The organism is Stenotrophomonas sepilia (assembly GCF_003244875.1).
Classification (GTDB): domain Bacteria; phylum Pseudomonadota; class Gammaproteobacteria; order Xanthomonadales; family Xanthomonadaceae; genus Stenotrophomonas; species Stenotrophomonas sepilia.
Window position 1 is genome coordinate 1 of the sequence record NZ_LXXZ01000093.1, and the last position, 13,141, is coordinate 13,141.

Below are 13,141 nucleotides of genomic sequence, written 5' to 3' on the forward strand. Positions count from 1 at the left end.
TTCGATATCTGACAGATGTACCGACCAACGGTCGACACCTACCAACAGCACACGGAACCTGTCAAAGGTGGGGCGGTGTGGGTTGGCAGGACCGTTGGCGCCATGGATGGCGCCATCGAGCCCCCATGGACGGGTTTACGGCGTGTCCTGCCAACCCACACCGCCCCGCCATCCCACGGAATGCCAGCTGTTGCTGTTGCTTCTGAGGTTGCCGGCCAGCGGCCGGCACTACCACGGGTGGCAGGGCGCAGCCCTGCAAATAGCCCTACCCCCGCGGTCGGCTGCGCGAGGGCACCAGTGCGAATGTATCCACCGCCAGCTTCTCGGCGTGGTTCAACCACGCGCGGATCTCCAGATCGTCCACTTCGTGATCCAGCCCGAACGACACATTGATCTTGCCGTTGGCATCGGGCTGCACCCACTGCTGGGCCAGCACCACCTTGCGCTGCGAGGACACCGCTTCGATCCAGAAGCCGCGGTCCGGGCGCGTGCTCGCCACCAGTTGCAGCATGTACTGGCCGGCACGCGTACGGCGTCCCTTCTGGGTGATCATGTGTGCCTGGCGTACGCTCGGGCGCGGGCCCTGGAGCGTATCCAGCGGTGCATCCACCGCGATGCCACCGCGCAGGTCGTTGTCGCGGTACAGCTTGATGCCATTGTCGCGGTTGACGAGCAGGGCGCACCAGTCGCCGTCGGCCGAGCCGTCCTCGAACGCGGTGCAACGGTCGACGTAGGCCAGGGTGTTGTCCGGGTTGGCATCATCGAACTGGCGCGAGGTGTTTTCCAGATACACGGACTTCAGGCCCCAATCCTTGTCGTACTCCAGCAGCACCGGCGGTTGCACGTGCTGCAGGCCAACGACCACCTGGTCATCGCCATCGATCTTCAGCTCGCGGGTCGGCTGGCCCAGCCACAGCGAACGGGCGAAGGCCAGGTACTGCGGGTAGTCGCGGCCATCATCGCGGCGTGCGGCCACGCTGGCGCTGGGCGCGCGCTGCGGGTCGATCAGCGAACGGCCAAAGCCCATCGTCTTCAGGTTCGGGTCCAGCAGGCTGAGCAGGGTCGCACCGGAATCCAGGGTGGTGCCAGCGTCGGCACTGAGCTGCTGCGGGGCAATGCCGTCGCCAAGGAACAGCAGCAGGTTCTCGCGCTTCTGCTTGGCCAGCACGTGGCTGAGATCGTTGGGCATCGCCAGGTGGTCGGAGGCGATCACGATCAGCGTGTCCTTGCCATACGGGCTGGCCTGGATGCGCTCGACCAGCTGTGAGATCAGGCGGTCGGTGCACTTGAGTGCATTGAGCAGGCCGATGTTGCCGTACCCGCTCCGGTAGCGCTCGCCCTTGCATGACACCGGCAGGTGGCCCGCCGGGTGGTGGGTGTCCATGGTCAGCGTGGTCAGCATGAACGGTGAACCGGCGCGCGAGAGCTGCTCGAAGCGCTGGTAGGCGGTGTCCAGCAGCACGTCGTCGTGCACGCCCCAGGCCGAGTAGTGGATGCGCCCGATCTTCTTCTGCTGCTTGAACCAGGCCAGGTCATGCACTTCGTCAAAGCCATGGCTGGCCAGGAACTGGCCCTTGCCGGCGAACTGGCCGTTGGCGCCGCCCAGGTAATGGTTGGTGTAGCCCTGCTGCTTCAGGTAGTCGCCCAGGCACACCGCCTTGGGCAGGAAACTGCCCATGCGGTCCATGCTGTTCTCGTCGCCCTGCGAGGTGGTCAGCGGCACGCCGCACATTGACGACACCAGGCCGGCGATGGTCCAACCGCTGCCTTCGGCCGAGGCCAGGCCACGCACGTCAAGCGACTTGGACGCCAGGCGGTTGAGGTTGGGCATCAGGCCGGGAAACACGGCCTCGTCCAGATAGGTGCGTTCCAGGCTTTCGCCGTAAATCCATACGATGTTGCGCGGGCGCTGCAGCGGCTGCGTCGGCACCTGGTATTCGGGGGCGATGCGGGCGAAATCGACCGGGCGCAGCTGCTGGTAGAGGCGTTGGCCGTCACGGGCCAGCGGGCTGATCAGGATCGTGGCCACCCACACGGTCGCGAAACCGGCGAACAGCGCACCACCGTGGCCGGGCCGGCGCCAGCGCTTCACCCGCGTGGCAAACAGTGGCAGCAGCGAGACCAGCGCCAGCACGATGAAGCCGGCGATGTAGCCCTTGAAGTCGGAGACACCAGCGCCTTCCATGTCGGCGCCGAGGTGATAGAGCGTGGCGGCGTTGAGCCCATCACCGGACAGCTTGTCGATCAGCCACCACGCGCTGAGCATCAGCAACAGCAGCGAGAATGCACCGGCCTTCCACCACACCCACTTGTCGGACGCGAGGAACAGCCAGCACAGCAGCAACAACGACAACAGCAGTATCCAGAGCATAGGCAGCTTCGGCAGTGACGGGGTGGTGGCGATGGACGTCGTACCGACGCGTGTCCATCCGACCGGCGCTGCTGCAAGCACATCCACATGACAGGCCGATGACCCGATAGTGCATGCACGAAGCTGACTGAAATGTTTGTTGAAAGGATGCGCGTGCAATCACGCCGCGAAGGTAAAACGAGCGTGAAAGGCTTCGTTGGATTGCATTAAAAACCGCATGAATACGCGGCTTTTCGCCAATGCATCAGCGGTGCCCGCGTTCCTCGCGCGCCCGCGCGCGACGATCGAACAGCAATGCACTGGTAACGATGCCCAGCCCCAGCACCACGCCGATCAACAGCAGTATCAGTGCGATGAGGGGATAGCCAAACAGGTGCCAGCCGGTGTCGATCTTCATCATCATTGCCGCAGCCATGATCAACGCGGCGCTGATGATGCCGGCCGCCACGCGGTTGGCGATCTTCTGCAGGTTCTCCATCAGGCGTGATTCTTCCAGCCCGGTCACCTTCATCTGCAGGCGGTTCTCGGCCAGCAGCGCCATGATGTCCGACAGCTTGCGCGGCCCGTCGCGCAGCAGCTGCTGCAGCTCCATCGCCTCGCTGGCGATGTTGGCCGCCGACAGGGATTTCTTCAGGCGCGCGCGCATCACGTGCTGCAGCTGGCGCTCGACGATGCGGCGCGTGTCCAGCTCCGGCGCCAGCAGCCGGCACACGGTTTCCAGGTTGAGCAGGGCCTTGCCCAGCAGGCTCAGTTCCGGCGGCGTGCGCAGCCCGCAGGCAGTGGCGATGCGCACCATGTCCAGCACCACGCGGCCTTCCGAGAAGCTGCCACTGGCGGCGTAGCGCGCGATCAGCTGGCCGGTCTCGCGCAGGTAGCGCTCTTCGTCGAAGGCCTCCAGCCGCGTACTGATGCTGATCAGATCGTCGGCCACTTCTTCGCCGCGGCCATCGACGGCGGCGAACAGGATCTTCAGCAGCCGCTCGCGCAAGCGCGGCGGCATGTGCGCGACCATGCCCAGGTCGAAGATCGCCAGCCGGCCATCGGGCATCACCCGCAGGTTGCCCGGGTGCGGGTCGGCATGGATCTCGCCATGCACGAAGATCTGGTCCAGGTAGCCGCGGATCAGCGCCGCTGCCAGCGGATCCATGTCCTGCTCGGTGCGGCGCACGCCAGAGATCGCATCCACACGCACGCCGGTGGCGAGCTCCATGGTCAGCACGCGCTGGCTGCTGTAGTCCCAGATCGGCTGCGGTACCCACAGGCGGCGGAAGGGCCGCAGATGCCGTCCGAAGCGGGCCAGGTTCTCGGCCTCGGTGTGGTAGTCCAGCTCCTGCATCAGGGTCTTGGCGAACTCGTTGAGCCAGTCGCGCAGGCGCACGCGGCGGCCCACCTGGGTCAGATGATCGGCGGCCAGCGCAAAGCTGCGCAGCGCTTCCAGGTCCGAGCGCAGCTGCGCGGCCACTTCAGGCTTCTGCACTTTCACTGCCACCTGGCGGCCATCGTGCAGCACCGCGCGATGTACCTGCGCGATCGACGCACAACCCAACGGCTCGGGATCGAACGAGGCAAACAGCTTGTTCACCCCCACCCCCAGCTCCTGCTCGATGATGGCGTGGATGCGCTCGACCGGGATCGGCGCCACCTTTTCCTGCATGCGTTCCAGGGCGGTGGCGAACTCCACCGGCACCATGTCCGGGCGGGTGGACAGCATCTGGCCCAGCTTGACGAAGGTCGGCCCCAGGGCCTCCAGGTCACTGACGAACTGTTCCGGGTTGCCATCGGCGGGCACGTCGGCCTGGTTGCTGGCGGCGTCCAGATTCATGCCGGAGAACACGCCCGAATGGCGGTAGCGCAGCAGCAGGCGCAGGATCTGGCTGCGCCGGTTCATGCCTTTGACCAGCGGAGGATTGCCATTGGCGGTGGGCGGATTGCTCAAGCGGAACTCCCATGCGGCAAGGACGGTAGTGCCGGCCGCTGGCCGGCTATGTCCGGATTCGGCAGTGTCGCCGGGGGAAGGTGGGCATGCGGTGAACCCCGCAGCTATCGCAGAGGCCGGCGGATCGGTCAGAATCCGCTCATTCCCATTCTTGGACGCCCCATGGCCGGTGCCAGCCTGTTTGCCCTGCTCGACGATATCGCCTCCCTGCTCGACGATGTCTCGGTCCTGACCAAGGTCGCGGCGAAGAAGACCGCCGGTGTGCTGGGCGACGATCTGGCGCTGAACGCGCAGCAGGTGACCGGAGTCAACGCCAACCGCGAACTGCCGGTGGTCTGGGCGGTGGCCAAGGGCTCGCTGGTCAACAAGGTCATCCTGGTGCCGGCGGCGCTGGCGATCAGTGCGCTGGAAGCCTGGCTGCACAGCCGCGGCTGGAACGTGCCGCTGATCGTGCCGCTGATGATGATCGGCGGTGCCTTCCTGTGCTTCGAAGGCGTGGAGAAGCTGGCGCACCGCTTCCTGCATTCCTCCGATGACGATGCCGAGCGCCAGGCCGAACGCCGCAAGGCGCTGGCTGACGCGCAGGTAGACATGGTCGCGTGGGAGAAGGACAAGGTGAAGGGCGCGATCCGCACCGACTTCATCCTTTCGGCCGAGATCATCGTGCTCACCCTGGGCGTGGTCGCCACTGCGTCGTTCACCAACCAGATCCTCACGCTGAGCGTGGTCGCACTGGCGATGACCCTGTTCGTCTATGGGCTGGTGGCGGGCATCGTCAAGCTCGATGACGTTGGGCTGTACCTGTCGCGCAAGGGCGGTGCCATTGCCGCCTTCGGTCGCGGGCTGGTGGCGTCGGCGCCGTGGCTGATGAAGTTCCTGTCGGTGGCCGGCACCATCGCCATGTTCCTGGTCGGCGGCGGCATCCTGGTGCACAACGTGCCGGCCCTGCACCACGCGGTGCAGGCGCTGGGCGGCGAAGGGCAGTGGGGCTGGCTGGTGAGCGCGGTGGGCAACATGGTGGTCGGCATCATCGCCGGCGCCATCGTGCTGGCAGCGGTGACCGGGTTCCAGAAGCTGCGCGGGAAATGATCTGTAGAGCCGAGCCCACGCTCGGCTGCTCTACGGTGCTGCGCGCCGCCGCCTGAGCATGGGCTCGGGCGCTACAGCGTCTGCACGCTGGATCATCAGCCCGCCTGCACGCGGTTCTTGCCCTGCCGCTTGGCCGCATACAGCGCGTCATCGGCGCGCCGCAGCAGGGTTTCGGTATCGTCACCGGGCTGCCACTGCGCCAGCCCGGCGCTGAAATGCACCGGCACGCGCTGCTCCTGCACGGTCAGCACGCGATGGGCCAGCGAGCGCTGCAGGCGCTGCACGGTGGCCATGCTGTCGGCGCCCTGGGTTTCCGGCAGCACCAGCACGAACTCGTCGCCGCCCAGCCGTGCGATGCCGTCGGTGGCGCGCAGCAGCAGCTTGCACACGGCCACCAGGTGCTGCAGCAACGCATCGCCACCGGCATGCCCGTGCGCGTCGTTGGTCTGGTGGAAATCATCCAGGTCGATCACCGCTACGCCCAGCGGTGAGTTGTTGCGCGCGGCTCGGGCTAGCTCGCGCTCCAGCAGTTCGTCCAGGCCACGGCGGTTCAGCGCCTGGGTCAGTGGATCGATGCGTGCCAGGTCACCAGCGGCGCGCAGTTCCTGCTCCAGCTCGGCAATGCGCTGCTCTGCACGCTCCACTTCCTGCCGCGCATTGGCCAGGTGATCGCGGGCCTGTGCGGCCTGCTGCTGCACTTTGCCGGTATCGCGCATCACCTCCTGCAGCAGCTGGTTGAGGTCGGCGATGCTGCGCGCCTCGCGCAGCTGCAATGCGTAGCTGCCAATGCGGTCGTGATACTCGCCGGTACTGGTCGCCATGCCGTCCATGCGCTCGATGAACTCGCCCATCAGCCCACGCATCGCCGCCTTCGAATCGTCGATGCCCTGGCGCAGCAGACCCTGCTTGTAGATCACTTCGCGCAACTCGGCGCGGGTGCGCTCGACTGCCTCGGCTTCCAACGGACCGTCCAGCAACTGGCGCACCGCCGCGATCTGGCCCTGCAGCCAGCTGCGGTCATCCAGCAGCTCGCTGACGTTCTCCAGCAGCAGCGCGAACAGCTCCAGCAGCAGCGCCTGCTGCTCCTGCCAGCTTTCGGCACGCACGCCGACCTGGTGGCCAAGTTCGCGCACGCCCTGTTCGATTGGTTCCAGGGCCGTGCCCGGCTGCCATTGGCGCAGGCGCAGGGCCAGCGCCTGCGCCTGCTCGCGCAGGTCCGGGTCGTGCTGCAGCAGGGCCACCACCGCACCGCCCAGCAGCAGCCGCAGCTGCTCGGACAGGCGCAGGCTTTCCGGCTGCCCGTCCGGCGAATGCTGCTCGATGGTACGGATGTACTTGTCGATCAGCTGCCGCATCGCGCGCCCATAGCGCGGCCAATCGGCGCTGGCCTGTGCCGACTGCAGGCGGTCGCCCATGTCGCCCAGTTCGCCGGGCAGGGTGGCCATGCCGTTGGCGAACGCTGCCAGCAGCGGTTCCGGCGCATCGGCGCCCGCGAACAGCTGCTGCAGGGCCACGCCACCGCCGCCCTGCAGCACCACGCGGTCACCCCGCCCATCGTCCACGACCGCGCGCACGCGTGCCGGCGGCCCAAGGGCGGTACCGGGGGCAGGGCGGTGGTCGGGCTGGTCCGTCATGGAGCGAATCCTGGGGCTGGCAGGGACTGGTTCCAGCATATCGGCGCGGCCGCCGAGGGCTTGAACGGCTAGGATGGGCGATAGGATGCCGCAGTGGAGGTGGTGATGCGCGTGATGTTGCTGGGGGCGACCGGCCTGGTCGGTGGGCTGACCCTGCGCAGGCTGCTGGACGACCCGCGCTGCGGCGCCGTGGTTGCCCCGACCCGCCGCCCCCTGGCGTTGACTCACGGGAAGCTGGAGAACCCGGTGCTGGCATTCGAAGCGTTGCCCACTTCGCCAGAATGGGCGCGCGTTGACGCGGTCATCTGCGCGCTGGGCAGCACCATCGCCCAGGCCGGCAGCCGCGAGGCCTTCCATCGCATCGATCATGACTACCCGTTGGCGTTCGCACGCCTGGCAAAAGCACAGGGGGCGCAGACCTATGTGCTGAATTCCGCAGCCGGCGCCAACCCACAGTCGTCGATCTTCTACAGCCGGGTGAAGGGGGAGCTGGAGCGGGACCTGCGCGCGCTGGGCTTCAATTCGTTGACCCTGGTCCGCCCAGGGCTGATCGGGGGCGAGCGCAACGAGGTGCGTCGTGGCGAGCGCCTGGCGCTGACGGTGCTGGGCGCTTTGGGGCCGGTCTTGCCGCGTGCGTGGCGGATCAATCCGGCCACCGAGATTGCCAGGGCGCTGGTCGAGGCTGCGTTGGCCCCGCAGCCGGGCGAGCACGTGGTGGCGTCGCGCACGCTGGTCGGCTGATGTCGCGAGCGCTGCGCCTGACCCAGCTGCTGCAGCTGCTGCGCCGTCATCGACGGCCGGTGGCCGGGCAGGCGCTGGCCGAAGCGCTGGGCATCAGCCTGCGCACGCTGTACCGCGATATCGAGACCCTGCGCGAGCAGGGCGCCGACCTGCGTGGCGAGGCCGGCGTCGGTTACCAGCTGGCACCCAGCGATACCTTGCCTCCCATGACCCTGCCACCGGCCGAGATCGACGCGCTGGTGCTGGGCCTGCGCTGGGTCGCCGCGCGCACCGAGCCGGCGCTGGCCGAGGCCGCACGTGATGCCCTGGCGCGTATCGCCCATGTGTTGCCTGCGGCACGCCGCGAGGCATTGCGTGACAGTGGCCTGCGCGTGGGACCTTCGCGTGCTGCGGCCAAGGTGCCGGCAGCACGCCTGCAGGCTGTGCGCGAAGCCGTGGGATCGCAGCAGCGCCTGAAGTTCGCTTACGAGGATGCGCACGGCCAGCGCAGCGCGCGCGTCTGGCCGTTCGCGCTGGGCTACTTCGATGAGGTGCCGATGCTGGCGGCGTGGTGCGAGAGCCGCGAGGATTTCCGCCATTTCCGGCTGGATCGCATCCGCCAGGTGCGTGTGCTGGAGGACTGCTACCGCGTGCCGCGCGCCACCCTGCTGCGGCGCTGGCAGAAGGCCCAGGGCATCGCGCCGGACTGGCTGGATCGCTCATAACCACAGCAACAGCCGAGAGCGGGGGGTAGAGTCGACTCTACCGGTAGTCCCCTCTACTGACAGAATGTGTCAGCAGGCCCATACCACCATGAATGCTCCCAACAACGGAGCTTCCCCATGTTCACGCCCAGCACCCTGCTGCAGTACGTGCACGACGTCGCCACCAGCGCAACCTTCTACAGTGGCATCCTCGGCAAACCACCGGTTGAACAGTCGCCCGGCTTTGCGCTGTTCCTGCTCGGTGATGGTGCCGCACTCGGCCTGTGGCAGCGCGATGACGTGCAGCCTCCGGTGTCCGCGCAGGCCGGTGCCGCCGAACTGGCGATGGTGGTCTCCAACCCCGACGCCGTGCAGCAGATGCACGATGCGTGGCGCGCGCTGGGCGTGCAGATCCTGCAGGCACCAACAACGCTGGAATTCGGCCACACCTTCGTCGGCGCCGATCCGGATGGTCATCGCCTGCGTGTGTACAGCCGTGCCGAGGGTATGGTCGCGCGCGATTGATCGCAGGCGATCTGTAGCCGAGCCCATGCTCGGCTTGCTTCTTGCCTTCATCCACGCATGACGTGGATACATTGCAACGCAGCCGAGCATGGCTCGGCTCTACAGTAGAGCGGCACAAAAAAACGCCGGGCATTGCCCGGCGTTCCTTGTGCTTCAGAGGTGGTGGCCGATCAGCTGGCCAGCGCCAGGTCGTCCATCATCGCGCGCAGGAAGCGGGCGGCTTCGCCGCCGGTCGCCGCGCGGTGGTCGAAGGTGACCGACAGCGGGATTACCTTGTGCGCTTCCACGCCGCCCATCACCGGGGTCATCTGGTGGCGGGCACGGCCGGCACCGACGATGGCCACGCACGGCGGCACCACGACCGGGGTCGCGTAGCGGCCGGCGAACATGCCGAAGTTGGACAGCGAGATGGTGTAGCCGCTCAGTTCCGAGGCGGCGATCGAACGCGATTCCACCTGCTCGCGCAGGCGGTTGACGCCTTCGCGGATGCCGCGTGCGTCGAGCATGTCGGCATTGCGCAGGGCCGGCACGAACAGGCCGTCGTCGGTGTCCACGGCGATGCCGATGTCTACCTGCGCGTGCAGTGTGCGGGTCAGTGCTTCACCGTCGAACCAGGCGTTCATGGCCGGCACCTTCTGCGCGGCAACGACAATGGCGCGCACCAGGCGGGCGGTGACGTCGTTGCCCGGCAGCCAGGCGTGGATGTCGGCGTCGTCGTTCAGCGTGGTCGGCACGACCTTGCTGTGCGCATCGGCCATGACGCGGGCCATGTTGCGGCGCACGCCCTTCAGCGGTTCCGGCTGGCCCTTGGCGACCACGCCCGGCGGCTGGGTGCGCATCGGCTTGCCGGCGGCGGACAGCGGGGTGCGGGCTTCGCTCTGCACCGGAGCAGACACCTGCGCCGGGGCCGGCGCGGCATACGCGGCAGCAACCGGTGCCGGGGCGGCGCCGAGTTTGGCGGTGCCGTTGGCGGCGGCCTGCTTGACGTCGGCCATGGTCACCGCGCCATCGGTGCCGGTAGCGGCCACGCGGCTCAGGTCCACGCCCAGCTTGCGCGCCATCGCACGCACGGCCGGCACGGCCTTGACGCCACCGACGGCCAGTGCTTGTTCGGCGTGCACGGCGTTGGAGCTCTGCATCGCGCCGACCACGGTACCGGCGTCGTCACGCTCGGCAGCGGCGGGCTTGGCTTCTTCCGCGACCACCGGTGCGGCTGCGGCAGGCAGCGGCGGCGGGGTCGGCGCCGACGGTGCGGCGTGGCCATGGCTGTGGCCGGTGTCCTGGCCATCGGCACGCTGCGGCAGGTTCGGGTCCAGTTCGAAGCTGGCCAGCACCGAGCCGGTCGGGATGATGTCGCCGGCGCCGCCGGACAGCTTCAGCACCTTGCCGGAGAACGGCGAGGGCACTTCCACCACGGCCTTGGCGGTCTCCATCGACACCAGCGGCTCGTCCAGCTTGATCACATCGCCTTCCTTGACGAACCACTCGACGATGGTCGCGTCCGGCAGGCCTTCGCCCAGGTCGGGCAGGTTGAAGTTCTTGGTCTGGCTCATTTGCAGTTCTCTTCCAGCAGTTCCAGTTCGCGGGCCGGCAGCCAACCCGTCGCGCCATTGGCGCGCTCGGACCACCACCACCCGCCGTGTTCGTGATGAAGCTTCACCATCTCGCCGCTTTCCACATCCAGCTCGCGGGCGTCGTAGTCGCACAGGGCTTCGGCGCGACCCTCGTCCAGCAGCTGCAACCAGGCAATGGGCGCCCATCCAGCGCGCCCATCGTTGGTGCGTACCCAGGCAAACGCCGGCCATTCCTCGTCACGTACACCTACTTCGACGATCTGGCCGGTGTGGAACCGGAGCGGGTTGGGATACTGGCTGCGGTAAGCCCCCAGAAGGCGGGCCCGCATGTCAGCCGGCCGCCACCGCGCGCTTGGCCGCCGCCACGATCCGCTCAACGCTCGGCAGGTACTTCATTTCCAGGCGGAACAGCGGAATGTGGGTGTCGTAGCCAGTAACGCGCTCGACCGGGGCCAGCAGGTCGTAGATCGATTCCTCGGCCAGGCGCGCGGCGATCTCGGCGCCGAAGCCTGCGGTCTTCGGGGCCTCCTGCACGATCACGCAGCGGCCGGTCTTGGCCACCGATTCGGCGATGGTGGCGAAGTCCAGCGGGCGCAGCGTGGCCACGTCGATGACTTCGGCACTGATGCCTTCGCCGGCCAGCTTGTCGGCCGCCTCCAGGGCTTCCTTCACCTGCGCGCCCCAGGTCACCAGGGTCACGTCGGTGCCATCGCGCAGCACGAAGCAGACGTCCAGCGGCAACGCTTCGCCGTCGTTGACGACCACTTCCTTGTACTGGCGATAGATGCGCTTGGGCTCCATGTAGATCACCGGATCCGGCTCGCGGATCGCAGCCAGCAGCAGGCCGTAGGCACGCTGCGGCGACGACGGCAGCACCACGCGCAGGCCCGGCACGTTGGTGAAGATCGCCTCGTTGGCTTCGCTGTGGTGTTCCGGCGCGCGGATGCCACCGCCCCACGGCACGCGCAGCACCATCGGGCAGTGCAGACGGCCACGCGTGCGGTAACGCAGGCGTGCGGCATGGCAGACGATATGGTCGACCATCGGGTACATGAAGCCGTCGAACTGGGCTTCGGCCACCGGCTTCATGCCCTGTGCGGCCAGGCCGATGGTCAGGCCGGCGATGGTGGTTTCGTCCAGCGGGGTGTCGAGGATACGGTCCGAGCCGAAGCGCTGCTGCAGGCCGGCAGTGGCGCGGAACACGCCGCCGTTGACGCCCACGTCTTCGCCCAGCACCAGCACCGACGGGTCGTGTTCCAGCTCCCAGGCCAGGGCCTGGGTGATGGCTTCGATGAGGGTGATCGGGGTGGTGGTCATGCTGTCATCTCCGCGCGCGACCGCAGCGCTGTCGGCGGCGTTGGTGTGCGCGCCGGGCGCGCCGTTCTTGATCTCATCCATGGCGCTTCTCCAGGGCGATCGCCTGGGCACGCTGGGCCAGCAGGTCCGGCGGCGGATCGGCATACAGGAAGTCGAACATCGCCTCGACCGGCTGCACCGGCGTGTTGAGGTACAGGTTCACTTCCTCGTCCACGCGCGTGCCGCACTCGGCGACCCAGGCGGTTTCCTCTTCTTCGCTCCACACACCGGCGTTGATCAGGTACTTGCGCAGGCGCAGCATCGGCTCGCGCTGCCAGGCATCCTTCACTTCGGCGTCGTCGCGGTAGCGGCGCGCGTCATCGGCGGTGGTGTGGTCGGACAGGCGGTAGGTCATCAGTTCCAGCACGGTGCCACCGTCGCCGGCCAGCGCACGTTCGCGCGCCTGTTCCATTGCCGCCAGCACCGCGATCAGGTCGTTGCCGTCCACCTGCAGGCAGTGCAGGCCGCCCGCCAGGCCCTTCTGCGCCAGCGTTTCGGCACCGGTCTGGGCCGAGCGCGGCACCGAGATGGCCCAGCCGTTGTTGACGATGCACAGAATCAGCGGCAGCTTGTAGGCGCCGGCCGAGTTCAGTGCCGCGTAGAAGTCGGTCTTGGAGCTGCCGCCGTCGCCGCACACCGCCACGGCGATCTGCGGTTCCTTGTTGAGCTTGAACTTCAGCGCAGCACCTGCCGCATGCAGGCACTGGGTGGAAATCGGCACGCAGAACGGGAAGTCCCTGGCCGCGTTGCCGCCGTAATCGTTGCCGCGTTCGTCGCCGCCCCAGTACATCAGCACGTCGTGCGGGCGTACGCCACGCATGAACATCGCGCCATACTCGCGGTACGAAGGCGCGAACACGTCGTCCTTCTGCATCGCCGCGCCGATACCCACGTGCGCGGCTTCATGGCCCAGGCAGGCGGCATACGTGCCGAGCTTGCCGGTGCGCTGCAGCGCGATGGATTTGCTGTCGAACGTACGTACGAACAGCATCTGCTTGAACAGCGGTACCAGCACCTTGGGGTCGCGCAGCGACGCGGGCAGGTCGTCACGGACGAGCGTGCCGTCCGTGTCCAGGTACTGCAGGTATTCGATCTTGAATTCAGCGGCAACCGTCATTGCGTACTGCACCTTCGACAGAGAAGTTACAAATGATATGAATCGCCATGTTAAGGAACGCGTACGGAATAGCCTTCCTGCGCCGCAACACGGAGATTCCCCGTTTTACCCCTGC

10 protein-coding genes and 1 pseudogene are annotated in these 13,141 nt (G+C 67.4%); 4 read left to right on the forward strand and 7 right to left on the reverse strand.

Annotated elements, in window-relative coordinates:
- Nucleotides 1-265: 265 nt before the first annotated feature.
- Complete coding sequence (locus tag A7X97_RS18905; protein WP_111008319.1) at nt 266-2,371, reverse strand: phosphoglycerol transferase I; 2,106 nt, start codon at nt 2,369-2,371, stop codon at nt 266-268.
- A 244-nt stretch (nt 2,372-2,615) separates the two neighbouring features.
- Nucleotides 2,616-4,262, reverse strand: a pseudogene (locus tag A7X97_RS18910) (ABC1 kinase family protein); the annotation flags it as partial.
- Between the two features lie 207 nt (nt 4,263-4,469).
- On the opposite strand from A7X97_RS18910, the gene A7X97_RS18915 reads away from it, so the two are divergent.
- Nucleotides 4,470-5,396 carry a DUF808 domain-containing protein gene (locus A7X97_RS18915; protein WP_111008320.1) on the forward strand — a complete coding sequence of 309 codons (927 nt, stop codon included), beginning with the start codon at nt 4,470-4,472 and terminating at the stop codon, nt 5,394-5,396.
- A gap of 95 nt (nt 5,397-5,491) precedes the next feature.
- Here A7X97_RS18915 and A7X97_RS18920 read toward each other — a convergent pair whose 3' ends face one another.
- A complete protein-coding gene (locus tag A7X97_RS18920; RefSeq protein WP_072168894.1) occupies nt 5,492-7,030 on the reverse strand; it encodes a GGDEF domain-containing protein in 1,539 nt (512 codons plus the stop codon).
- Between the two features lie 105 nt (nt 7,031-7,135).
- Between A7X97_RS18920 and A7X97_RS18925 the strand changes: the two genes are divergently transcribed.
- From A7X97_RS18925 to A7X97_RS18935, 3 genes are all read left to right on the forward strand, one after another.
- Entirely contained in the window at nt 7,136-7,771 is a 636-nt protein-coding gene (locus A7X97_RS18925) for a Rossmann-fold NAD(P)-binding domain-containing protein (protein WP_172412147.1), read from the forward strand.
- Nucleotides 7,771-8,475: a helix-turn-helix transcriptional regulator gene (locus A7X97_RS18930; protein ID WP_111008321.1), complete on the forward strand. Its 705-nt coding sequence runs from the start codon at nt 7,771-7,773 to the stop codon at nt 8,473-8,475. Before A7X97_RS18925 ends, A7X97_RS18930 begins: the two co-directional genes overlap by 1 nt.
- A gap of 117 nt (nt 8,476-8,592) precedes the next feature.
- A complete protein-coding gene (locus A7X97_RS18935) occupies nt 8,593-8,979 on the forward strand; it encodes a VOC family protein (RefSeq protein WP_072168897.1) in 387 nt (128 codons plus the stop codon).
- A gap of 170 nt (nt 8,980-9,149) precedes the next feature.
- On the opposite strand, the gene A7X97_RS18940 is transcribed toward A7X97_RS18935, so the two are convergent.
- The 4 genes from A7X97_RS18940 to pdhA are packed head-to-tail and all read right to left on the reverse strand — an operon-like array spanning nt 9,150 to nt 13,026.
- Nucleotides 9,150-10,532 carry a dihydrolipoamide acetyltransferase family protein gene (locus A7X97_RS18940; RefSeq protein ID WP_111008322.1) on the reverse strand — a complete coding sequence of 461 codons (1,383 nt, stop codon included), beginning with the start codon at nt 10,530-10,532 and terminating at the stop codon, nt 9,150-9,152.
- Entirely contained in the window at nt 10,529-10,882 is a 354-nt protein-coding gene (locus tag A7X97_RS18945; RefSeq protein WP_005411349.1) for an SH3 domain-containing protein, read from the reverse strand. The genes A7X97_RS18940 and A7X97_RS18945 overlap by 4 nt, the downstream gene beginning before the upstream one ends.
- Nucleotide 10,883: 1 nt before the next feature.
- Nucleotides 10,884-11,951: an alpha-ketoacid dehydrogenase subunit beta gene (locus A7X97_RS18950; protein WP_005419896.1), complete on the reverse strand. Its 1,068-nt coding sequence runs from the start codon at nt 11,949-11,951 to the stop codon at nt 10,884-10,886.
- On the reverse strand, nt 11,944-13,026 hold the full coding sequence (gene pdhA / locus A7X97_RS18955) for a pyruvate dehydrogenase (acetyl-transferring) E1 component subunit alpha (RefSeq protein ID WP_010482685.1): 1,083 nt from the start codon (nt 13,024-13,026) through the stop codon (nt 11,944-11,946). Before pdhA ends, A7X97_RS18950 begins: the two co-directional genes overlap by 8 nt.
- Nucleotides 13,027-13,141: the final 115 nt, after the last annotated feature.

What these genes read in the sequence shown, in the direction of transcription:
- A7X97_RS18905 (WP_111008319.1), bottom strand. Translation starts at nt 2,371, where the DNA reads ATGCTCTGGATACTGCTGTTGTCGTTGTTGCTGCTGTGCTGGCTGTTC.
- A7X97_RS18915 (WP_111008320.1), top strand. Translation starts at nt 4,470, where the DNA reads ATGGCCGGTGCCAGCCTGTTTGCCCTGCTCGACGATATCGCCTCCCTG.
- A7X97_RS18920 (WP_072168894.1), bottom strand. Translation starts at nt 7,030, where the DNA reads ATGACGGACCAGCCCGACCACCGCCCTGCCCCCGGTACCGCCCTTGGG.
- A7X97_RS18925 (WP_172412147.1), top strand. Translation starts at nt 7,136, where the DNA reads ATGCGCGTGATGTTGCTGGGGGCGACCGGCCTGGTCGGTGGGCTGACC.
- A7X97_RS18930 (WP_111008321.1), top strand. Translation starts at nt 7,771, where the DNA reads ATGTCGCGAGCGCTGCGCCTGACCCAGCTGCTGCAGCTGCTGCGCCGT.
- A7X97_RS18935 (WP_072168897.1), top strand. Translation starts at nt 8,593, where the DNA reads ATGTTCACGCCCAGCACCCTGCTGCAGTACGTGCACGACGTCGCCACC.
- A7X97_RS18940 (WP_111008322.1), bottom strand. Translation starts at nt 10,532, where the DNA reads ATGAGCCAGACCAAGAACTTCAACCTGCCCGACCTGGGCGAAGGCCTG.
- A7X97_RS18945 (WP_005411349.1), bottom strand. Translation starts at nt 10,882, where the DNA reads ATGCGGGCCCGCCTTCTGGGGGCTTACCGCAGCCAGTATCCCAACCCG.
- A7X97_RS18950 (WP_005419896.1), bottom strand. Translation starts at nt 11,951, where the DNA reads ATGGATGAGATCAAGAACGGCGCGCCCGGCGCGCACACCAACGCCGCC.
- pdhA (WP_010482685.1), bottom strand. Translation starts at nt 13,026, where the DNA reads ATGACGGTTGCCGCTGAATTCAAGATCGAATACCTGCAGTACCTGGAC.